The organism is Roseibium sp. (genome assembly GCF_965232425.1).
Lineage (GTDB): Bacteria > Pseudomonadota > Alphaproteobacteria > Rhizobiales > Stappiaceae > Roseibium.
The window spans coordinates 2,502,584-2,524,680 of record NZ_OZ246971.1; the positions used below are offsets into that span (position 1 = coordinate 2,502,584).

The window sequence follows — 22,097 nt, forward strand, 5'->3', positions numbered from 1 at the left end:
ACTGCCGGCCCCGAGTTTACAACGTCACCTTGCCGACCGTTATGCAGACCCGCAGATTTCAGCCAGCAGGCCTGCCGCAACCGTGAACTTGGACACGCTCAGGCCGCCATCCAGGATCTCGTTGACCGCACCGTGCCGGTTTTCCGCTTCACCGGCATGCTCCGTCAGCCAGTTGGCGAAGCTGCCGGCCCTGATGGCGGCGCTTGCAAGATCACGATGGGCAGAGAACAGGATCGCACGCGCCCGGTCGAGGGCAAGGCCGTCATAGTAGTCGCGGACTTCCAGCCCGCTGGCCAGTTCGTGCATGTTGCCGATCTTGAAGTGATGCGCCACCTGGTAGTAGGCCTCCGCCGCCGTTTCGAGATCGGCGCCGGTTTCCTCCGACACGATGACGATGTCGGGGATCGCCTGTTCCGCGATCAGCCAGGCAATGCGCCGGGCGAGCGAGGCTGGAACGCCCTTCTCCTCGTATTCGGCGGCGCGCGCATTGAGAAGCTCTGCCGGCTCCTCCGGCAAAAGGCTTTCCAGGCGCTCGCGCAGGTCGGCGATACCGTTTCTGAACCGGTCGACGACCGCCGACAAGCCCTTGTCGAAATGGACGTTGCGCTTGAACCAGACCACCCGTTCCAGAAGCAGCGATTGAACCTCGGTGTAAAGATCGAGCTGCAGGCCGCCGTCTATCTTCGTATCGAGCGCGTCGATTTCCGTATTGAGGTCGGTAAGATCGAAACTGTTGCGCACCGCGACAAACCCCTGGGCGATTTCCGTGGGTGTCGCGCCCGTCTGATCCATCAGCCTGGTCAGGAAGGTTGCGCCGCCCCGGTTGATCATGGAGTTGGCCAGCATCGTTGCGATGATCTCGCGGCGCAGTCGATGACCGTTGATCTCGTCCTCGTAGGCAGTCGCCATCTGCTCGGGGAAATAGCGGAACAGTTCCCGCGCGAGATAGGCGTCATCCGGCACGGAACTGTCCAGGAGCGCGTCGTAGAGGGTGATCTTGGCATAGGCCAGAAGGACGCCCAGTTCGGCCCGTGTGAGGAGCTGTCCGGCCTTTCGCATTTCGCGCAAGGTGGCCTCGTCGGGAAGCTGCTCGACGACGCGGTCGAGCAGATCCGCCTGCTCGAGCTGGCGCATCATGCGGACCTGGAAGCCGAAATCCTCGAGGCCACGCAGCTGCGTCATCGAAATGGCAAGTGTCTGCAGGTAGTTGTTCCGCAGAACCAGGTCGGCGACTTCGTCCGTCATGTCGGCGAGCAGCGTGTTCCGCTCCTCGACGTTCAGTTTTCCCGACTTGACCGCCGCTCCGAGGGCGATCTTGATATTGACTTCCATATCGGAAGAGTTCACTCCGGCGGAATTGTCGATCGCGTCGGAATTGCACCGGCCGCCATTCTTGTTGAACTCGATGCGAGCCAGCTGGGTGAGGCCCAGGTTCGCCCCCTCGCCGATAACCTTCGCGCCGACATCCGGTGCCGTGATCCGGATCGGGTCATTGGCCCTGTCGCCGGCGTCCGCGTCGGTCTCCGTCGTTGCACGGATATAGGTGCCGATGCCACCGAACCACAGCAGGTCGACATTCATCTTCAGGATCGCCGTCATGACTTCCTGGGGGGTCGCCGCGGCCTTTTCGAGGCCGAGCAGTGCCTGGATCTCCGGGCTCAACGGGATCGACTTCAGCTGACGGGAGAAGATGCCGCCGCCCTTGGAAATCAGATCGGTGTTGTAGTCGTTCCAGGACGACCGGCCGAGATCGAACATGCGATTGCGTTCGTCCCAGGTCCTTGCCGGGTCCGGGTCCGGATCGATGAAGATGTCCCGGTGGTCGAACGCGGCAACCAGTCTGGTCGCCTTGGACAGAAGCATGCCGTTGCCGAACACGTCGCCGGACATGTCACCGACACCGGCCGCCGTGAACGGTTCGGTCTGGATGTCCCGGTTCATCTCGCGGAAGTGGCGCTTGACGGCCTCCCAGGCACCGCGCGCGGTGATGCCCATCTTCTTGTGGTCATAGCCGGCGGAGCCGCCGGAGGCGAAGGCGTCGCCGAGCCAGAAATGGCGGCCTTCCGAAATGCCGTTCGCGGTATCGGAGAACGTCGCGGTTCCCTTGTCGGCGGCGACAACCAGGTAGGGATCGTCAACGTCGAAACGCTGTACCCGTTCCGGCGGCAGGATCCTGTCTTCATCCAGATTGTCCGTGACATCGAGAAGGGCGTTGATGAAGATCTTGTAGCTTTCCGTGCCCTCCTTGAACCAGGCATCCCGGTCGGTGATCGAGGGGAGCTGTTTTGGCACGAAACCGCCCTTGGCGCCGACCGGAACGATCACCGCGTTCTTGACCTGCTGGGCCTTGACCAGCCCCAGCACCTCGGTGCGGAAATCCTGCGGACGGTCGGACCAGCGCAGGCCGCCGCGCGCGACCATGCCGAAGCGCAGGTGGACGCCCTCGACGCGGGGGCTGTAGACGAAAATCTCGCGGAAGGGCCGCGGCTGCGGCAGATCGTCGATCTGGCGGCTGTCGATCTTGAACGCGAATGTCGGCTTTGGCTGGCCGTCGGTATCCAGCTGGTAGAAGTTGGTCCGCAAGACCGATCCGATGGCGTTCTGGAACCGGCGCAGGATGCGGTCGTCATCGAGGCTGGAAACGTCTTCCAGATCCTCGCTCAGTTCGCCGGCAAGGCGATCGGAGCCGAGTTCCCGGTCCTTTTCGGTCACATCCGGATTGAAGCGGAGATGGAACAGTTCCACCAGCTTCGCCGTAATCGCCGGATAGTTGTTCAAGGTGCTCCACATGTAGTCTTCCGAAAACGGGATGCCCGCCTGACGCAGGTATTTCGACAGCGCCCGAACGACGGCAACGTCGCGCCAGGCGAGGTCGGCGGTCAGGACGAGACGGTTGTAGCCGTCGTTTTCCGCGCGACCCATCCAGATCGCCATGAACATGCTTTCGAGCCGGGTCTGGAGCTCCTCCGGAAGATCGAAGTCTTCCCCGGAATGGCTCTCGAGGGTCATTTCATGCAGGTACGACATCGGCGTGTCGGCCGGTGTGACCCGGTAGGTTCGCTCGTTGATCACCTTGAAGCCCATGTTTTCCAGAAGCGGCACACGGGCGGAAAGCGGGATCGGCGAACCGCAGTGGTACACTTTCAGCGACAGGCGGTTGCCGCTCGATCCGGACGGTCGGTGGAACGTGATCGTCGTGTCGTCCAGTTCGCTCAGCGTTTCCAGTTTCACGATATCGGAAAGCGCGGACTGGGCGTTGTAGACCTCCTTGTAGCCGCCGTGGAAAGACAGCGCATACCGCTCGGCCAGCTGGCGTGCCTGAACCGGCGGAAATTCCTTGTTCAGGGCGTCCTTGACGTTGTCCGACCAGGTGCGGACCATGTCGGCGACGGCGGTCTCCAGCTCTTCCTGTTCCGGTTTCGGCGTTTCGCCGGTGTCGCGGCCGATAATGTAGTGGACCCGTGCCAGGGGGCCCTCCAGGTAGGTGACATACCAGGCCGACAGACGGCCTTCGTAGATGGACGCCAGATAGGTTCCGATATTGATCCTGACCTCGGTCGAATACCGGTCGCGCGGGACGAACACCAGGATCGAAACGTAGCGGTCGAACTTGTCCGGACGCGACAGGACACGGATGCGCGGGCGCTCATCGAGCTGCAGGATGGCAATGGCGAAATCGAAAAGGCGTTCGCGTTCGATCTGGAACAGTTCGTCACGCGGAAAGGCTTCCAGAACGTTGCGGAGCGCGCGCCCCGAGTGACTTTCAGAGCCATAGCCGGCGCGCGCCAGAACGCTGGCAACCTTGCGGCGCAGGAAGGGGATGGTGCTGGTCGGCTCGGTATAGGCCGTGGAGGCAAACAGGCCGACAATGCGCAGCTCCCCCGTCAGCCGGCCGTCATCGTCGTAGATCTTGGCGCCGACATAGTCCATGTGCACGCGCCGGTGCACGGTGCTGCGCACATTGGCCTTGGCAATGATCAGCGGTTCGGGGTTTTTCAGGAATTCACGGATTTCGGGCGTGATCTGGACATATTCGGAGCCGCGCCTGAGAACCCGGACGTCGGGATCCGTCAGCAGTCCGAGACCGGTGCCTTCGGACGGGGAGAGTTCGCCCTCGTCGACGCCGCCCTCGAACTTGTATTCCCGCATGCCGAGGAAAATGAAGTTGTTCTTCTCCATCCACTCCAGGAAGTGGATGGCTTCCCAGAGATCATCGCTGCTGCCGGGGATCTGCGTGGTCTTGAACGTGTCGATCGCTTCGGCAAGGCGCTCCTGCATCGGCTTGAAGTCGTCGACAACCGATCTGACGGAGGTCAACACGGCGTCGAGCCGCGCCAGCAAGGCGTCACGGGCTTCTTCCGAATCGATCCGGGTCACGTGGATATGAATGAAACTTTCCTGGCGATCCTTGCGCTTGGGCGGCTTTTTCCGGGCGACCGAAGACAGCAGCTTGCCGCTTTCGTCGCGCTCGACAATGAAGATCGGGTGGAGCACAAGATGCACGTCGAGTTTGCTGTTCTGCAGCTCGTCCATCACCGAATCAACCAGGAACGGCATGTTGTCATTGACGATCTCGATGATCGTCAGGCTGTCGATCTTCGGATTCTTGTTCTTTGTAGAGGGGTTGGTGATGCTGACGCGATGGGTGCCGAGCTCGTGGTCCTGAAAATCCTGCCAGGCGCTCCGGGCAAAGCCGTTCAGTTCCTCGGCGGTGTAGGCAACCAGATCCTCGGCGGCGGCCCGGTCATAGAAGGCGGCCGCAAACTCCGCCAGGGCGGGACTTTCCTGGTTCAGACCAGCATGAACTGCGTCGATGAGTTTTTGTTTCTCGACGTCATGTTTGTCCGGCATTTCATACCCCCTAGGCGATCTTAGTTGTGGCTCTGCCGCATGATATGATTTTGTATTGCTGCGACATAAAAGTTTTCATGACGGGAGAGGCAAATTGTCAAGTAAAGTCACGGCCTTGCTAATCGATTCAAACGAACCTTTGAACGAAAAAACCAGGGCCTACTTCCAATTGTGCGAGGAGAAGCTCGGACTGATCCCCAATGTGCTCAAGGCCTATTCCTTTGATGACACGAAGCTGCGCGCCTTCACCGACATGTACAACGATCTCATGCTGGCGGATTGTGGACTCACCAAACTTGAGAGAGAGATGATTGCCGTTGCGGTATCCGCCGTCAACAGCTGTTTCTATTGCCTGACCGCCCATGGCGCGGCTGTTCGCGAGCTGTCCGGCGATCCGGTGCTCGGTGAGCTGATGGTCATGAACTACCGTGTTGCCGAGCTGAGCGACCGGCAGCGCGCCATGCTCGACTTTGCGGTCAAACTTACCGAACGGCCTGCCGAAATTCTGGAGAGCGACCGGCAAGCCCTGCGCGATGCAGGTTTCAGCGACCGGGATATCTGGGACATCGCGTCCGTGGCCGCCTTCTTCAACATGAGCAACCGGGTCGCGGCGGCAACCGACATGCGGCCGAATGATGAGTATCACTCAAGGGCCCGTTGAAATCTGGTCGCGCCGACAATCGGTGACAAGACGGTCGATTGGGTGTATGACGCTCTCGATTTTACTGAAGTCGAGGAGAGGAGCGGGCCATGGCCGCGCGCGTGTTCATAGATGGTGAAGCCGGTACGACGGGTCTGCAGATCCGCGAGCGCCTCGCCATGCGCCGCGATCTGGAGCTGATCTCAATTCCCGACGAGAGCCGCAAAGACCCGGCGGCGCGTGCCGAGTATCTCAACAAGGCGGATGTTGCCATCCTGTGCCTGCCGGATGCGGCTGCCCGGGAAAGCGTCGCCCTGATCGAGAACGACACGACCCGCGTGATCGACGCGTCCAGCGCACACCGGGTTGCCGATGGCTGGGCCTACGGTTTTGCGGAAATGGAGCCTGGCCAGGCGGATGTCATTGCCGGCGCCATGCGCGTGACCAATCCGGGCTGCTGGCCGCAGGGCCTGATTGCATCGGTTCGCCCGCTCGTTGCCGCGGAACTGCTACCGGCCGATTTTCCGCTGACCTACCATGGCGTTTCGGGATATTCCGGTGGCGGCAAGGGGATGATCGCCGACTACGAGGGACAGGGCACGAGTGCGAATGTCCACGCGCCCTACGGGCTTGGCTTCAATCACAAGCACCTGCCGGAAATGACAGCCTACGGGCTGCTGGCATCGGCGCCGCTGTTCACGCCTTCGGTCGGCAACTATTACAAGGGCATGCTGACCGTTGTTCCCTTGAACCTGGCCGGTCTTGACCGGATCCCGACCGGGGCAGAACTGCATGCCGCGCTCGCCGATCACTTCGCCGGCGCCGCCAACGGGTTTGTCGAAGTTGCCCCGCTGGAGGCACTCGAGCGGGCCGATTTCCTGGATCCGCAGGCCGTCAACGACACCAATCTGCTGCGTCTGCATGTCTTTGCTAACGATGCGCGCGCGCAGGCGGCCATTATCGCGGTCTACGACAATCTCGGCAAAGGGGCGTCCGGTGCGGCGGTCCAGAACCTCAACTTGATGCTCGGCGTCGATCAGACCACAAGCCTCGCGGCCTGAGCCCGAAACACGGCGGCCGCGACCGACTGATCCTTCAGGAGAAAGAACATTGGAAAAATTTGAAACCCTGACCGGTGTCGCGGCACCCATGCCGATCGTGAACATCGACACCGACATGATCATTCCGAAGCAGTTCCTGAAGACGATCAAGCGGACCGGTCTCGGTACCGCCCTGTTTCACGAAATGCGGACCAATGACGACGGCTCCGAGAATGTTGATTTCGTTCTGAACAAGGCGGCGTATCGCGATGCCAAGATCCTGATCGCCGGCGACAATTTCGGCTGCGGCTCGTCGCGCGAACATGCGCCCTGGGCCCTGCTGGATTTCGGCATCCGCTGCGTCATCTCAACGTCCTTCGCCGACATCTTCTACAACAACTGCTTCAAGAACGGCATTCTGCCGATCGAAGTGTCCGAAGACGAGCTGGAAACGCTGCTGCACGCGGCGGAGCGTGGCGCAAACTTCACCCTGACGATCGACCTGGAGAACCAGGAAATCCGGGGCCTTGAAAGCGGCGACATCGCCTTCAAGATCGACCATTTCCGCAAACACTGCCTGATCAACGGCCTCGACGATATCGGCCTGACCATGGCGAAGTCCGAGCAGATCGATACATTTGAAGGCCGGTTGGGCGAAAGCCGTCCCTGGGTGTGATCCATCGCACTAGCTGACGCACCCGAAATGACCCGGGCAACCGGATCAAGACAGATACAGCCCTGCTGCCCGTCACCGGGCGCAGGGCTTCTTCGGTCTTGCGGGCGTTAGACTTCTTGGGGGCATGGCCGGCGCGCGCGAAACACCGCGCCCTCAGGAACCGGCGAAATCCGTGACCGTCTGTTTCAGGGTCTCCCAGTCGGTGAACTCGCGCATCTCCTGAAGGTCTTCATTGAGATGTCCCGCCAGGTCGCCTTCCAGCAGGGCCGATTTCTGGAACCAGTCGTAGTTGCCGGGCTTCACCGCCCCGGCGACCTGGATGGTCTGCGCCGGTTTCCAGCGCGTTGCCTCAAGAAAGGTGCCGACATATCCGCGGGCCTCGTCGAGCGTATCGGGAAATGCGGCCGCGAGGCTGACGGAGACAAGAAGGCCGGGCATCTGGTTCAACCGCTCCCGGTTTGCAAAGGCAAACAGTTCGAGATCGGGCTGATGTTTGCCCGAGTGCACGGAGCCTGCGACAATCACCTTGTCGTAGTCGGTGACCGTCAGTCCTCCGGACAGATCGCTCACATTGTGAAATCGAACCTCGTGACCTTCTTCGGTCAAGGCTGCGGCCATGAACCTGGCAATCTTGTCCGTTTGTCCTTCAGTGGTTGCATAGGCAATCAGAACGTTCACGCGTGCCCCCATCTGCTTGCATTCGATAGGGTCACGCTAGCACACGGCGGATGTTCGTTCCGTCCGCAATTCCACGTGTTTTTCCGCGCCTGATTGCGTCAAATTGACCTGCCTCTGCAACTCGGATAGACGAGGTCTGTGCCGGGTGGCGCTTCGCTACGGCGTTTTGTAGGACCGAAACTCGCGCAACGTTTGTCAGGATTATGCAAGCAAAGCGATAGAATAATTCGCATGCAACTTATCCCGATGGGGCAGTGTTCCGATTTATGCTTGATTTTTTTCTGCCTTGTTGCCCTATCTGAATCCTATTCTGCGAAAATTGCTTACTAGCATCATGCGAGAGGTCAAACTAAACTTAAGACGTTCAAATGATTCCAAATTTGCACTTATCTAATCTCTTGGTGCTCCATTGATTGTGTGTTCATTCGAGGCCCACACGTGATACCTGCGCAAATCCTTGACCAGATTACCGACAAGTGCACCGAAGGCCTGGCACTTGCGCTGGCTTGCGACGAAGACGGCGCAATCATGGAGCTTCAATGGTGCAACAGCGCCTTTACCCGGATCACCGGCTACGGGTTCGATGAGATTGTCGGCCAGCGCGGGACGATCCTGATCGGGTCGAGCATGGACCAGGGCGATCACCTGATCATCATCGAGAAGCTGATGAACTGGGAGCATTTCTCCGTGAAGGTGCGCAACAATCGACGCAACGGGGAACAATACTGGCAGAAGATGAGCTGGGTGCCGCTTTCAGACGCTCAAACCGGCAATCGCTGGTGGCTCTGCTCCCTGGTGGAACTGGAAGACCAACCTCGCGAAACAGCGCGGCGCAGACCCTATCCCGCGGTGGAACCGGACCAGGGGCAATTCGCGGTCTTCGCCGAGAAGATCAAGCGGCTCGAGAAGGAAAATGCGCGGCTGCACGAACTCGCCAAGATCGTGGCGAAGGAATCGAATGAGGATGCGCTGACCGGGCTCTCCAACCGGCGGCACTTTGAAATCGAGCTGAAGTCCTGGATATCGGATCTCAAGCAGGGTGGCCGGGACTTCGCCGTCTTCTACATCGACCTGGATCGCTTCAAATCCGTGAACGACACCCTGGGCCACGACGCCGGAGACCGGTTGCTGATCTCCGTCGCCGGCATGCTGCGCCGGCTGACAGACGGAAGAGATCTTGTTGCGCGTCTCGGCGGGGATGAATTCGTCGTCCTGAGACCGCTTGGCGACAGCGCCCTCAATATCAGCGGCCTGGCCGATGCGATCGTCCAGGAAATGCACGCTCCCTTTGCATTCGAGGGAAAGTCGACCTTCTGCAGCGCAAGCGTCGGGGTCGCCATCGCGAATGCCAGGATGGAGATCCCGGAGCAGGTTGTCGCGGATGCGGATATCGCTCTCTACCACGCGAAGTCGCAAGGCAAGGGTAGGTGGTCCTTCTTCACCGAGGAAATGCATGCCGAGGCAATCGCGACCAAGCGGCTGGTGTCGGACCTCCTTGTTGCATGCGAGAAGCGCGAATTCGTACCGCATTTCCAACCCCTGATCGACGCTGCCACCGGCAGGATCGCGAGCGCCGAAGTGCTCGTCAGGTGGGCGCATCCCAGGCTCGGCCTTCTGCCGCCCTCCGCGTTTCTGGAGACGGCGGCAAGCATGGGCATTCTGAAGCGGATCGACGAAATCACCTTCGCGGCGCTTCCGGACATCCTGGCTTCGTTCGACAGAGCAGGCGTCGAGCTGCCACGCCTTTCGATCAACATTTCGGCCGGGCGGCTCGCGGACCCGACCTTCATTCACGACATCAAGAGTTCCGGAATGGATCCGCAGAGACTGACCATCGAGATCCTGGAGTCGGTCTACCTGGAACGGATCGGCGATGTCGTTCAGTGGACGCTCGGCGAACTCAGGGCGCTGGGCGTGACGATCGCACTCGACGATTTCGGAACGGGCCATGCGTCCGTTCAGGGGCTTTTGAAAATCAAGCCCGCCGTGCTGAAGATCGACCGCCAGTTCATCCAGCCGATCGTTGAGGACGAGACCGCCCGTGCCCTGGTCGCGTCCATCATCGGCATCGGCAAGAGCCTCGGGATGAGCATCGTCGCCGAAGGCGTGGAAACGGAACATCACGCGCAGTTCGCGAGCGCCATGGGATGCGACTACCTGCAAGGCTTTCATTTCGGCAAACCGATGTGCTCGGACGATCTGCAGCAGCGCCTGGCAGAAACGGCGGGCGCCTTCTGGCATCCCGGAGCCGAACACGCCGGGTTGGAACGCATCCAACGGTTTTCCTGAAGCTCCGGATTTGATGACGGCGCCTCTCTGCCCGAAACGCTACCGGTCCGGCTCAACGTCGTTTTGCTGAAGACAATCCCGCATGCGCCGGATCAGCGCAGGCGCAGTCGAGAAGCCGATATGCCCGCTGTAGCGATAGGCTTTCAGTTGCTTCGCGACAGCTTGCGAATAGGCAATCTGAAAGGGTGTGAAATCGCGCCCCGCGTCCAGCAAGGTGGCGAGCAGCGCCTTTGCGAGAACGGGGTATGCATAAATGCAGAACTTGAAGCCGATATGCAGCGGGTTTGCCGGCAGGACGCCATCGCAATCGTGAAAGGGCAGGCCGGGCGTTTCGATGACGACGCGGCCCTCGTCGAAACCGGGGTCCAGCTCATGCACGACAACCTTGCCAAGATGTCCGTTGGCCTGTTTCAGGCCGGCTTCGATCGTGTCAAGAAAGGGCCGCGGACCGCGAATTCCGTGTTGTGTGTCCGACGGGTGCACGTTCCAGGCGCCAAGTCGCGGGCTGCGCAGGATCCCTTCGGGAATGAGCTGTCCGTAGAAAGCGGACAGGATGATGTCCGGCTTGCAGGTTTCCATCCAGTCCAGAAAGGGCGATGCGTGTATGGAGCCGGAAAAGAACGCGGTCCCCCGTTCGGTGCAATAGGACCGGGTTCGTTCATAGGAAAGCCTGCATTGCTCCGGCGAATAGTGCTGCCAAAGCCGTTTCCCGGCGCTGATGCGCGCTTTCGGATCCATGACCGCATCCGTGGCGACGCCGGCCAGCACGAGAGGACCGTTGCGCACCGCGTTGATCTCCTCGATTGCCGCTACGCAGGCGAACAGCGGGACATCGCTTGCGAGCAGCAGGACACGAAGACCTGCCCCAATGGCGTGGCCGGAGGGGATATGCTCGCCCCAGTCGTCCGTGCGGTCAGGCATCTCCATCGAGGCGGGTCCGGTCTCCCCGGTCCCGGATTGAGCCCTGATTGTACCAGGGATTGCCCGAGGCGTTGGAAATCAGCTCAAAGGATGGTTTTTCGTCGATTTCCGACAGGTGCGCCGCGACCATCGCGAAGAAATGCAGGGTGTGCAGCGTCGCATCGAGAAGCGGTCCTTCGGGCGCCTTGAACTCGTGAATGTCGACATTGTCCGCCGACGGGCAGGCGGCCAGCAAGCTTTTCGTTGCCTCGACGCGATCTTCCTCGAACGGGTTTCCGGCGGGGGTGCGCAGGATCAGGATCGCGAGCCGGCGCGATGTCGGGCCGACGGCGGCGATCTGGCTGTGCGTGAACTCATGAATGAGATTGGTCGCAATGTTGACCATCGCGATTTCGTTGAAATACATCCGGATCAGCTTCACGACCGATTCATCCCAAACCGGGTTCGACAGCACGAGGAGATCCCGCCCGGCCAGGCGTTCGGCCAGTGCCTCGGCTTCCGCAGCGTTCGCATTTTCGGCAAGGAACGTGCCCGCCCTGTCGAGCAGGTTTTCGTTCGCACCGTCGAGGATGCCGAGTTCCCGGCAGATGGCCGTCGCGCTGGCAAAGAATTCGACGGCGCTGAACAGCGGATATTCCGGGTCTTCTTCGTTCAATTGCCACTGAAACGCCGCATGGCCGTCGGCAAGCGCGCGCGCCTCCAGCTCGTCGCCGCCCTTGCCCGACGACCAGACCACGATGTTGTTCGTTCTTGTCGAAAGGTAATCATAGGCGATCAACGGTTCCAGGGAGGAGCCGCTGTAGGAACACAGCACGAAGACCGTGTGAGGGTCGGCGATCGCGTCGTCGTTGAAATACCAGTCCAGGCGGTAGTCATTGATCACCCGGGCCTCGACATGACTGTGCTCGGCAAACAGGAAAAGACGCAAAAGATCTCCCACCACAGCGGAGCAGCCCATTCCCATCAGGACGATGCGCCGGACCCGGTTCTTTCCCGCGTGAGGGTAGGGGTTGAGACAGCGGTAGCTTGTGGTGCGCCTGACCTGCTCGGCCATTTTCGCGTTCATCAGCTTGAACCGTTCCACCCTGTCGCCCAGAGGGCTGGCAGTCGTGTCGTTCATTCTGTTGGTCCTCCCATGGGAAATCCAGGCTTTTCAGAGAAGCGGCCGGGCCGGTGCAGTGCCACTGGTGGCTATTGATACGCGATTCGTCCGGATGTCGGCAGCTCCACAAGCGCGCCAGCGGAGAGGCATATGGCTTTGTGGAACTGCCGGTCCGGTTTCAGTTTACGGTCAATCGCGTTCCATCGAACTGATTGGCGAACCTGCGCTTCGGCTCGGCATCGTCCGCCAGCGGATTCTGTCCCTTGGCATAGGCCTTGCCGGTAAAGCTGCCGGACACGCTTTCAAAACGGCCGTCCTTCTCCCCGGAAAAACTGATGTCGTAGACCATCTGGGTCGCGCCGTTGCTGTCGCTCTCGCGCGCCGGGTCGTTGAAGTCGATAATCGCGGCGCGGGCGCTGTCGGGACCTGTCATCTCCCAGGTTCCGAGGCCGGAGGTGTAGCCGCGGACCTGCTGGCCCTGGCTGACGAGGCTGACGGAGCCGCCGGGATTGAGTGCGAGAAGCCGCTGGCTCTCATTCGGCTGCACCAGGAGGTAGGTTCCCTCCATGGCAGTGGTGTCGTTGTTTGCGGCGAACGCCACCGGGGCGGCGGTCAGGGCGCCAGCCAAGATTGCAGCGGGAAGCAGGGATTTCATCATTTCGGTCATCTCCTCTCTCATCGGAAACGCTCATCAGGAGCGGTTGATCAGGAGGTGGGAACGAAATGTGGCGGCGAACCGGCGGCAACCTTAAACTTTGGCAACGTCGCGGGAGTTCAGGATCAGGCGAGGTCACTCCCCCTTGGCATCATCCCGGAGGCGCCGTTCGGCATTGAGCTGTTCGAGTTCCGCCATCTTGTCGCCGATCGGCCGCAGGGCTGCAATCGTGGCGCGGTACTTGAGCGAGTGCTGTTCGAAGAGCCGGCGGGCGAGTTCGGGATATTCCTGGATCATGCGCTTGAAGAGCGCGCGCCGGATGCGGATGATGCTGACCGTCCCGACCGCATCGGCGCGGCACGGCCGCCTGCTTTCCGTCAGGAGCGCCGTCTGGCCGATGAGCGTGCCCGCGCCGACCCTGTCGACTTCCTCGAAGCTGTCTTCTTTCTTTTTCAGAAGGACAACCGTTCCGCTTGTGATGACAAGCCCGCCGTCAGCGCGCTCGTTCTCTTCGAAGAGGCGCTGCCCGTCGTGATAATCCATGCTTTCGGCACTGAAGGCGAGCAGGCGCAGCTGATCGTCCTGGAAATCCGAGAGCATCGGGATTTGTCTGAGAATCGCAATGTCTTGGGCAAGGCTCATGCCCAAGATTTACGCTGAATACCGGTCAGGGCACAAGCTTATATCCACCGGCTTCTGTCACCAGAAGCTCGGCATTCGACGGATCCCGCTCGATTTTCTGCCTGAGGCGATAAATATGGGTTTCCAGCGTATGTGTCGTGACACCGGAATTGTATCCCCACACTTCATGCAGGAGGACATCGCGGGTGACCGGTTTTTCGCCGGCACGATAGAGAAACTTCAATATGGAGGTTTCCTTCTCGGTCAGCCTCACCTTGCTGCCGGCGTCGTCCTGCATCACCTTTGCTGCCGGACGGAAGGAGTAGCGGCCGATCGCGAAGGTCGCGTCTTCGCTCTGCTCGTGCTGACGCAGATGGGCACGCACGCGCGCCAGCAGGACCGCGAACTTGAACGGCTTGGTGACGTAGTCGTTCGCGCCGGCTTCAAGACCCAAAATGGTGTCGCTGTCGCCGTCATGACCCGTCAGCATGATGATGGGTGCCTTGAACCCGTTCTTGCGCAGGAGCTTGACGGCTTCCCGGCCATCAATGTCCGGAAGACCGACATCCATCAGCAGCAGGTCGACATGTTCGTCCTTGGCAAGCCCGATACCGGAAGTCGCCGAATCCGCCTGGATGGTTTCGAACTCATCGTAGAGGGAGAGCTGTTCGACGAGCGCTTCGCGCAGTTCGGTATCATCATCGACAATCAAGATCGTGCGGGCGGTCATGGGTGCGGTCCTCGCCAAGTGTCTTCAATTGATCACGCCAACTTGTGCAAACGTCACATGCGTGTTCCTGCCTCTATGTGCGCGGGAAATAGTCGCCGCACAAGCAGGCATTCGTCAATTCTTCTTCACGCGGGGTTTAGGTCTGGTTTATCAATATCTTCAATCGGCATTCGCAGGGCGGGAACCCAAATCATGCTTAATTCGGGCAAACCGGCGGAAACACTGGAAGTCAGACCCCTGGCGCGTGACCGGACCAGGGGAATTATCCGGCTCGGCCCGATCACGGTTCCGTGTGCCCTCGGGAGGTCGGGTGTGATCGCCCGCAAGAAAGAAGGCGATGGTGCAACGCCGCTGGGCTGTTTCGAGCTCCTGCATGTCTTTTATCGGCCCGACAGGGGACGTCCGCCGAAAACAGTGCTGCCCGTCGAGCCGATAACAAGTGATGCCGGCTGGTGCGACGATCCCGGGCACCGCCTCTATAACCGCCCCGTCACACTGCCCTTTGCGGCAAGTCACGAAAAAATGTGGCGTGACGACCGGCTTTACGATGTCGTCGTGGTGCTTGACTGCAACATGTATCCGGCCGTCAGGGGGCGTGGCAGCGCAATCTTCTTTCACATTGCGCGCGAGAGCTACACACCCACGGAAGGATGCGTTGCTGTCTCGCCCGCGCATATGCGCCTGTTGCTCGAACGCGCCGCGCCCGGGTCTTGCATGACAATCAGGCGGTAGAGGGACCGGGGGTGTGCGCCTTCGGCTTCACTCTGCCGCCATCTGCGGCCGGTACACCGTGAACGAGCCACGGGTGACAACACGTGTCCGCCGGCCCTCGTCATTGGTCCAGTCGGCCGTGCGGACATGGAATGCGTGCTGCTGTACGCTGAAGCTGCCGCCGATATTGCATTCCAGAAAGGTCGCGAGACCGTTGGCGTCGATGCTGACAAGGATCGCGGTGTGTCTCGGCGTGCCGCGTTCGGCGAACTCGTCGTAACCGCCACCGTCCGGATTGTCGACCGATACGTCGACACGAAAGCTGGTGAACTGGAAGACATCGCCCGGTCTGGCATCATGCAACTGCTCGATTTCCCGTCCCCAGTCATAGGTTGACGAGGGTTTGTGAAAATCGAGCGCGCTGAAGCCATTGTTGACCAGCGTCCAGCATTGGCCGTCGCCCTCCTGCCGCCCGAGGCGGTCGCGTGCGAAGCTGATGAGCCGTTGGGCTTCCTGTTCCGTGACATCGCGCATTTCAAACGTCCTTCAATTGCAGCCCTGACGACGCGCATTCTCCGGCGAAAGGCGCCAAATTGCTGTAATTGGGATCACAATCAGGACGCCGCCGGGTCTTTTGACGTACCGGACGAACGCCCGGTCTGCTATTGATGACGGAGGGACAACGGACGGATACGTAAGCCATGCGCTGGAAAGGCCGCCGCGGCAGCAGCAATATCGATGACAGGCGGGGCAGGAGCAGCGGGGCGCGCCTACGCATGCCCCGTGGACGGCGCGCGCGCACCGGCGGCGGCATCGGGCTGACCGGGCTCATCATCGTGGCCGGGGTGGCCTGGCTCATGGGCATCAATCCGCTCACCGTGCTCAGCCAGCTCGACGGCGGCGGATCCTATGCGCCCGATGTTCAGCCGCAGGCGCCGCAATCGGTGGCGAACGACGAGACCGCGCAATTCGTCTCCGTCATCCTCGCGGATACGGAAGATACGTGGAGCGCCATCTTCTCCGATCTCGGCGGTGACTATCCGGAGCCGACGCTGGTTCTGTTTTCCGGGTCGGTGTCGTCCGCGTGCGGCTATGCCAGTGCCGCGACCGGGCCATTCTACTGCGGGGCGGACGACAAGCTCTATATCGACCTGTCCTTTTACAAGCAGCTTGCCGACCAGCTGAATGCACCCGGCGATTTCGCGCAGGCTTATGTGCTGGCGCATGAAGTCGGCCATCACATTCAGAACGTTCTCGGCATTCTGCCGGAGTTTCACAAGATCCGGCGCACGCTCAGCAAGACCGAGGCGAACGCCCTGTCGGTCCGGGTGGAGTTGCAGGCGGACTGTTTTGCCGGGATCTGGGCGCACTATGCCGCGCGGCAGCGCGGTTTTGTCGAGGCAGGCGACATTGACGAAGCGCTCAACGCGGCCAGCCGGATCGGCGACGACACCCTGCAACTCCAGGCGCAGGGTTACGTCGTGCCGGAAACCTTCAATCACGGTACGTCCGAGCAGCGGGCCAGGTGGTTCAGGAAGGGATTCGAAGCCGGCGCGATCGACGCCTGTGACACGTTCAAGGCCGCGCAGCTTTAGAACCGTTTCGTGATGCCGACCCCGTCGCCGGACGCATGGCAGGTCTGAAGCGGGTGCCCACTGGTAATTTGCCGCGTTTTCCGCCATATAAGGCGCCAGATCGCAAAACACCGATCCGTTTTCAAGAACCTGAAAGAAGTGCACCCGGTATGGCGTCTGAGATCAGACCCTTTTTGAAGATGAATGGCCTGGGCAACGACTTTGTTGTCTGGGATGCGCGCGCGCAGCCGTTGCGGCTTTCCGGCGACGTCATTGCCAGGCTCGGAGACCGGGACAACGGCATCGGATTCGACCAGATGATCACCGTTGAACGGTCATCGCTCGGTGTCGACGCCTTCATGCGCATCCACAACCAGGATGGCGGTGAGGTCTCGGCCTGCGGCAACGCGACCCGCTGCATCGGGCGCCTCTTGATGGAAGAGGTCGGAAAGGATCTCGTGACCATCGAGACGAGCGCCGGGCTTCTGCACGCCTTCGACAGCCCGGGACCGCGCAACGTGACGGTGGACATGGGCGCGCCACGGCTCGGCTGGGAAGAAATCCCGCTCGCCGAGGAGTTTGCGGATACGCGTGCCATCGAATTGCAGATCGGCCCGATCGACGATCCCGTTCTGCACACACCGGCCGCCGTCAACATGGGCAATCCCCATGCGATTTTCTGGGTCGATGACGTCGAAGGCTACGAGCTCGAGCGGTTCGGGCCCCTGCTCGAACATCATCCGATCTTCCCCGAAGGGGCCAACATTTCGCTCGCGCATGTGTTCGACGAAAACCAGATCCGCCTGAAAGTGTGGGAGCGCGGTGTCGGCCTGACGCTGGCGTGCGGGACGGCTGCCTGCGCGGTGGGTGTTGCCGCGGCCCGCGACAGCAAGACCGGCCGCAAGACAACGGTTCATCTGCCGGGCGGACCGATCGGCATCGAATGGCGCGAGAGCGACAATCACGTGCTCATGACCGGATTGACGGAGGTGGAGTTCGAGGGCGAGGTCGATCTGGACACGCTCGAGTGGCGCAAGACCGGATCCGGGGACGCAGTCGAGGCCGGAGAGGCTTCATGAGCATCGACGTGGTGACATTCGGCTGCCGGCTCAATTCCTACGAGTCGGAGGTGATGAAGCGCGAGGCGGAGGCTGCTGGGCTCAAGGACGCGATCCTGATCAATACCTGCGCGGTCACCAATGAAGCCGTTCGCCAGGCGCGGCAGGCCGTGCGCAAGGCAAAGCGCGACAATCCCGACGCAAGGGTGATCGTGACCGGTTGCGCCGCACAGACGGAAACCGAGACTTTTTCCGCCATGGAAGAAGTGGACCTCGTTCTCGGCAACACGGAAAAGCTTGAGCGCAAATCCTACCATGACGTTGTTGCCTTCGGCATTTCGGACAGCGAAAAAGTCCGCGTCAACGACATCATGAGCGTCGGGGAAACGGCCGGACACTTGATTGACGGCCTGACCGGACGCGCCCGCGCCTTCGTACAGGTCCAGAATGGCTGCGATCATCGCTGCACCTTCTGCATCATTCCCTATGGCCGCGGAAATTCCCGTTCGGTGCCGATGGGTGTCGTCGTCGACCAGATCAAGCGGCTTGTCGACAACGGCTACAATGAAATCGTTCTGACCGGCGTCGACATCACGTCTTACGGCGCGGACCTGCCCGGTGCGCCGAAACTCGGGACGCTGACGGCCAAGATCCTGAAAATGGTGCCGGAGCTGAAGCGCCTGCGCCTGTCTTCGATCGATTCCATCGAGGCGGACGCGGACCTGATGGCGGTGATCGCGGAAGACGCCCGGCTGATGCCACATTTTCATCTGTCGCTGCAGGCCGGGGACGACCTTATCCTGAAGCGGATGAAGCGCCGGCATCTTCGCGCCGACACGATCCGCTTTTGCGAAGAGGTCAGACGGATGCGGCCCGACGTGGTCTTCGGCGCGGACATCATCGCCGGTTTCCCGACCGAAACCGAGGAGATGTTCGGAAATTCGCTCCGCATTGTCGATGAGTGCGGGCTCACCCATCTGCACGTTTTCCCGTTTTCACCGAGGCCCGGCACACCGGCCGCGCGGATGCCACAGCTCGATCGCAGCATCGTCAAGGAGCGCGGTGCGCGTCTGCGGGCGAAGGGCGAAGACGTGCTGCTCTGTCATCTGAAGAGTGAAATCGGCAAGGTGCGTCCCGTCCTGATCGAAAAGGAAGGCCTTGGCCGGACCGAGCAGTTCACGCAGGTGGAACTCGCAGGCGGACAGGCCGGTGATATTGTCGAAACCCGAATTATCGGTCATACCGGACGGCATCTGCTGGGCGAAGCCCTTTCGAAGGCCGCGTGACCTGCGGACAGCATTCGGTTTCACATCGGGTTACCTGTCGGTCCGGCAGCCAACGAGCGCGACGGACGAGTTTTAGGGCAAATTCATGAGCGAGAAAAAACGTGGATTTCTGGGCCGGCTCTTCGGCGGGAAGGACAAGCCGGACGCGGAGCCGGATGCTGTTGCCGAAGCCACGGCAACCCCGGAAAAGGTCCGGGAGCGGATCGATGAAGATGCTGCCGATGTGACGGCGTCCGTTGAAATGAATGTCGAGCCGGTCGCTTCGATGAGTGCACCCACCGAGCCTTTCGGTATCGGGTCGGAGCCGCAGCTGATCCCGGACATGCCGCCGCCACAGGTTCCTGCCGGCCCGGAAGAATTTCTGTCGACAGATCTTGCAGATGAGCCGGAAGAGCCACCGGCAACGGACAGCGCCACAGAACCGGACGCGGTGGCCGAGCCGGAACCTGCCCTAGAGGAGCCGAAGCAGACCTGGTTTCAACGGCTGAAGAAAGGTCTCTCCCGATCGTCCGCGTCGCTGACGGAAGGCATCACGTCGATCTTCACCAAGCGCAAGCTGGACGCCTCCATGCTGGAGGAGCTTGAGGACATTCTGATCCAGGCGGATCTCGGCGTCGACACGTCCATGGCCATCACGGAGCGGCTGTCGGACGGGCGCTACAACAAGGAAATCTCCCCGGAGGAAGTCCGGGAAATCCTCGCCGAGGAAGTCGAGAAAGTATTGGAGCCGGTTGCACAGCCGCTCGATCTCGATACGGGGAAGAAACCTCACGTTGTCCTGATGGTCGGCGTGAACGGGACGGGCAAGACGACGACCATCGGCAAACTCTCCCGCAAACTGCGGTCCGAGAACAAGAAGGTGATGCTCGCCGCCGGCGATACCTTCCGCGCGGCGGCCGTCGAACAGCTCAAGATCTGGGGTGAACGGACCGGTGCAGAGGTGATTGCCCGGGACACAGGTGCCGATGCTGCCGGGCTCGCCTTCGACGCCATGAAGGAAGCGCAAGAGAAGCAGGTCGATGTGCTCCTGATCGACACGGCGGGCAGGCTCCAGAACAAGGCCGAGCTGATGGATGAGCTGGAAAAGGTCATCCGGGTCATAAAGAAACACGATCCCGAAGCACCGCATACCGTTCTCCTGACGCTCGATGCGACCACGGGTCAGAACGCCCTCAACCAGGTCGAGATCTTCGGCAAGGTTTCCGGCGTGACCGGGCTGGTCATGACCAAGCTCGACGGCACGGCGCGCGGCGGCATCCTGGTGGCGATTGCCGCCAAGCACGGACTGCCGGTGCATTTCATCGGCGTCGGCGAGGGTGTCGAGGATCTGGAGCCGTTTTCGGCCAAGGATTTTGCCAGCGCCATCGCCGGCCTCGCCTGACGGTTCAGGCCGCTTCAGGCTTTCCTCATTCGCTCCCTGAAGGCGGCCGTCTTGGCGCGATTGCCGCATAGTTTCATGTCGCACCAGCGGCGTTTCCTGTTCTTGGTGACGTCCGTGAACCAGAATGTACAAGACGGCCCTGCGCAGTTGCGGGTCAGCCGGCAATCCGTCTTCGTCAGAAGCTCTGAAATCTGCTGCGCGATCGGCACCAGCAGATCCGCCGCGGTCCCGATTTCATAGGCCCCTGCGAGGCGCAGTCCCGCACTGCCCGTGTCGTCCGGCAGCAGCCGGAACCGGTAGGTTCCCGCTGACATGAGGCTGTTGATCCCTTCCATTTCTTCCGCCGTGAGCTGCCAGCCGGGGCCCCCGTCCTGCCGGATGACCAGTGCCCTAAACCATTCGCGAAGCTCCCGCGCCTGCGCCGCCGCCGCATTCAGGTCTTCCGCCGGGATACGGGCAAGCGTGTCCGCGGCCTGAGCGTCGCTCAGAATACCTGCGGCCGTCATCCATGAGATCAACGCGGGGCCGTCCGCGATCCACTCAATCTCGGTCCCGTGCGGTGCGCCGACGGAGTTCAGGAAATCTAGCGCCGGATGATCGGCAATCAGGATGGGCGGCGTTCCGGCCGGATCAGTCACTCGGTTTCCTCTTCGCGTTCACGGGCTTTTGAAACCATCAAACAGTTATTTTGCAGGTTGCTCAACTTGTATGTAACCGTCAAATATGCATTTTGAAGGTTGCAAGATATCCTTTCCCAATTCCAGGAGATTTCGGAATGACCAAGATCCTGCATATCAATGCATCGCCGCGCGGTTCGAAGTCGCAATCGGCCCAACTGGCAAACGCCTATCTCGACACGCGGAGACAACGGGAGCCGGCCGTTGACGTCGATACCCTTTCCCTCTGGGAGGAAGATCTGCCGGAGTTCGACGGCGACAAGAATGCCGCCAAACTGTCTTTCTTCGGCGTTGGCGAGATGGATGCGGCCGGCAAGACCGCCTGGGACCAGGTGGTAGAGGTCACGCGGCGGTTCATGGCCGCCGATGAATATGTCTTCAACATTCCCATGTGGAACGGCGGCATCCCGTACAAGCTCAAGCACTATATCGATGTGATCACGCAGCCGGGTCTCCTGTTCGGCTTCGAACCGGAGCGCGGCTATTTCGGGCTTCTGGAAAACAAGGCCGCGCATGTGTTCTACAGTTCGGGCGTCTTCGCGCCCGGAGCTGACAGGAAATACGGCGAGGACTATCACTCGGCCTACATGAACTGGTGGTTCGGGCTCGTCGGGATCGAAAAGGTCGCCACGACGCGGCACCAGCCAAGCATTCTGACACCCACACCGGCTGATGACCTGGAACGGGCGATCGAACAGGCAAGGGCAGCCGCCTAACAGAGCGCCTGATCCTGACGACGGCGGTGGCCATGAAGGCCGCTGCCGCGGTCTTTACAGGCCTGGTTCCCAGCCGTCAGGGGCCATTTCGAATCCTTCGAACTGAAAACCCGGTGCCACCGTACAGCCGACAAGCGTCCAGGCTCCCAGTGATCGCGCCTGCTGCCAGCCGTCACGCGGCACGATGCCCTGCGGACGTTCACCGATGACGAGGTTGTTGCCCAGCCTGAGATCCTGCCGTGACTTGCCGTCGGTGCTGATGGACAGCTCCAGCGGCGCTCCGCCATACCAGTGCCACGTCTCGACGGCGTCGACCTTGTGCCAGCGCGACACGATCCCTTCGGGCAAAAGAAAATAGATCAGGGTAGAGGCCGCCCGGCCGTCCTGGTCCGTTACCTCGTCGCGGAACGTTTCGACGTAAAAACCACCCTCGGGATGCGGCTGCATGTTCAACAGATCGACGACGTCTTCGGCCGTCATGTTGGCAAGAT

20 protein-coding genes are annotated in these 22,097 nt (G+C 60.9%); 10 read left to right on the forward strand and 10 right to left on the reverse strand.

What is annotated here, in order from left to right; translation table 11 throughout:
* Positions 1-39: 39 nt before the first annotated feature.
* Positions 40-4,851: an NAD-glutamate dehydrogenase gene (locus tag ACO08A_RS11405; RefSeq protein ID WP_422041175.1), complete on the reverse strand. Its 4,812-nt coding sequence runs from the start codon at positions 4,849-4,851 to the stop codon at positions 40-42.
* A 94-nt stretch (positions 4,852-4,945) separates the two neighbouring features.
* Here ACO08A_RS11405 and ACO08A_RS11410 point away from each other — a divergent pair, with 94 nt between their 5' ends.
* From ACO08A_RS11410 to leuD, 3 genes are all read left to right on the forward strand, one after another.
* On the forward strand, positions 4,946-5,512 hold the full coding sequence (locus tag ACO08A_RS11410; RefSeq protein WP_422041176.1) for a peroxidase-related enzyme: 567 nt from the start codon (positions 4,946-4,948) through the stop codon (positions 5,510-5,512).
* Positions 5,513-5,601: 89 nt separating this feature from the next.
* Positions 5,602-6,552 carry an N-acetyl-gamma-glutamyl-phosphate reductase gene (argC, locus tag ACO08A_RS11415; protein WP_422041177.1) on the forward strand — a complete coding sequence of 317 codons (951 nt, stop codon included), beginning with the start codon at positions 5,602-5,604 and terminating at the stop codon, positions 6,550-6,552.
* A 49-nt stretch (positions 6,553-6,601) separates the two neighbouring features.
* Complete coding sequence (gene leuD / locus ACO08A_RS11420) at positions 6,602-7,207, forward strand: 3-isopropylmalate dehydratase small subunit (RefSeq protein WP_422041178.1); 606 nt, start codon at positions 6,602-6,604, stop codon at positions 7,205-7,207.
* Between the two features lie 153 nt (positions 7,208-7,360).
* Here leuD and ACO08A_RS11425 read toward each other — a convergent pair whose 3' ends face one another.
* Positions 7,361-7,885, reverse strand: coding sequence for a flavodoxin domain-containing protein (locus tag ACO08A_RS11425; protein WP_422041179.1), 525 nt, complete (start codon positions 7,883-7,885; stop codon positions 7,361-7,363).
* Between the two features lie 438 nt (positions 7,886-8,323).
* Here ACO08A_RS11425 and ACO08A_RS11430 point away from each other — a divergent pair, with 438 nt between their 5' ends.
* Entirely contained in the window at positions 8,324-10,174 is a 1,851-nt protein-coding gene (locus tag ACO08A_RS11430; RefSeq protein WP_422041180.1) for an EAL domain-containing protein, read from the forward strand.
* Positions 10,175-10,213: 39 nt separating this feature from the next.
* On the opposite strand, the gene ACO08A_RS11435 is transcribed toward ACO08A_RS11430, so the two are convergent.
* From ACO08A_RS11435 to ACO08A_RS11455, 5 genes are all read right to left on the reverse strand, one after another.
* Positions 10,214-11,101 carry a formyltransferase family protein gene (locus tag ACO08A_RS11435; protein WP_422041181.1) on the reverse strand — a complete coding sequence of 296 codons (888 nt, stop codon included), beginning with the start codon at positions 11,099-11,101 and terminating at the stop codon, positions 10,214-10,216.
* On the reverse strand, positions 11,088-12,215 hold the full coding sequence (locus ACO08A_RS11440) for an SIS domain-containing protein (RefSeq protein ID WP_422041182.1): 1,128 nt from the start codon (positions 12,213-12,215) through the stop codon (positions 11,088-11,090). Before ACO08A_RS11440 ends, ACO08A_RS11435 begins: the two co-directional genes overlap by 14 nt.
* A gap of 160 nt (positions 12,216-12,375) precedes the next feature.
* On the reverse strand, positions 12,376-12,855 hold the full coding sequence (locus ACO08A_RS11445; RefSeq protein ID WP_422041183.1) for a hypothetical protein: 480 nt from the start codon (positions 12,853-12,855) through the stop codon (positions 12,376-12,378).
* Positions 12,856-12,987: 132 nt separating this feature from the next.
* A complete protein-coding gene (locus ACO08A_RS11450; RefSeq protein ID WP_422041184.1) occupies positions 12,988-13,494 on the reverse strand; it encodes a Crp/Fnr family transcriptional regulator in 507 nt (168 codons plus the stop codon).
* Between the two features lie 25 nt (positions 13,495-13,519).
* On the reverse strand, positions 13,520-14,203 hold the full coding sequence (locus tag ACO08A_RS11455; RefSeq protein WP_299477884.1) for a response regulator transcription factor: 684 nt from the start codon (positions 14,201-14,203) through the stop codon (positions 13,520-13,522).
* 192 nt (positions 14,204-14,395) lie between these two features.
* Here ACO08A_RS11455 and ACO08A_RS11460 point away from each other — a divergent pair, with 192 nt between their 5' ends.
* Positions 14,396-14,935: a L,D-transpeptidase family protein gene (locus ACO08A_RS11460; RefSeq protein WP_422041185.1), complete on the forward strand. Its 540-nt coding sequence runs from the start codon at positions 14,396-14,398 to the stop codon at positions 14,933-14,935.
* A 27-nt stretch (positions 14,936-14,962) separates the two neighbouring features.
* On the opposite strand, the gene ACO08A_RS11465 is transcribed toward ACO08A_RS11460, so the two are convergent.
* Positions 14,963-15,448: a hypothetical protein gene (locus ACO08A_RS11465; RefSeq protein ID WP_422041186.1), complete on the reverse strand. Its 486-nt coding sequence runs from the start codon at positions 15,446-15,448 to the stop codon at positions 14,963-14,965.
* Positions 15,449-15,615: 167 nt separating this feature from the next.
* Between ACO08A_RS11465 and ACO08A_RS11470 the strand changes: the two genes are divergently transcribed.
* The 4 genes from ACO08A_RS11470 to ftsY all read left to right on the forward strand — a co-directional run bounded on the left by ACO08A_RS11470 (position 15,616) and on the right by ftsY (position 20,213).
* The gene (locus ACO08A_RS11470; RefSeq protein WP_422041187.1) at positions 15,616-16,509 is read left to right on the forward strand and encodes a neutral zinc metallopeptidase; all 894 of its coding nucleotides are present in this window, start codon (positions 15,616-15,618) and stop codon (positions 16,507-16,509) included.
* Positions 16,510-16,658: 149 nt separating this feature from the next.
* Complete coding sequence (gene dapF / locus ACO08A_RS11475; RefSeq protein WP_422041188.1) at positions 16,659-17,567, forward strand: diaminopimelate epimerase; 909 nt, start codon at positions 16,659-16,661, stop codon at positions 17,565-17,567.
* Entirely contained in the window at positions 17,564-18,832 is a 1,269-nt protein-coding gene (gene mtaB, locus ACO08A_RS11480; RefSeq protein WP_422041189.1) for a tRNA (N(6)-L-threonylcarbamoyladenosine(37)-C(2))-methylthiotransferase MtaB, read from the forward strand. The genes dapF and mtaB overlap by 4 nt, the downstream gene beginning before the upstream one ends.
* A gap of 85 nt (positions 18,833-18,917) precedes the next feature.
* The gene (ftsY, locus tag ACO08A_RS11485) at positions 18,918-20,213 is read left to right on the forward strand and encodes a signal recognition particle-docking protein FtsY (protein WP_422041190.1); all 1,296 of its coding nucleotides are present in this window, start codon (positions 18,918-18,920) and stop codon (positions 20,211-20,213) included.
* A 14-nt stretch (positions 20,214-20,227) separates the two neighbouring features.
* On the opposite strand, the gene ACO08A_RS11490 is transcribed toward ftsY, so the two are convergent.
* Entirely contained in the window at positions 20,228-20,851 is a 624-nt protein-coding gene (locus ACO08A_RS11490) for a CGNR zinc finger domain-containing protein (protein ID WP_422041191.1), read from the reverse strand.
* A 137-nt stretch (positions 20,852-20,988) separates the two neighbouring features.
* Between ACO08A_RS11490 and ACO08A_RS11495 the strand changes: the two genes are divergently transcribed.
* On the forward strand, positions 20,989-21,606 hold the full coding sequence (locus ACO08A_RS11495) for an FMN-dependent NADH-azoreductase (protein WP_422041192.1): 618 nt from the start codon (positions 20,989-20,991) through the stop codon (positions 21,604-21,606).
* Between the two features lie 54 nt (positions 21,607-21,660).
* On the opposite strand, the gene ACO08A_RS11500 is transcribed toward ACO08A_RS11495, so the two are convergent.
* Positions 21,661-22,086 carry a cupin domain-containing protein gene (locus tag ACO08A_RS11500; RefSeq protein WP_422041193.1) on the reverse strand — a complete coding sequence of 142 codons (426 nt, stop codon included), beginning with the start codon at positions 22,084-22,086 and terminating at the stop codon, positions 21,661-21,663.
* Between the last annotated feature and the right edge of the window lie 11 nt (positions 22,087-22,097).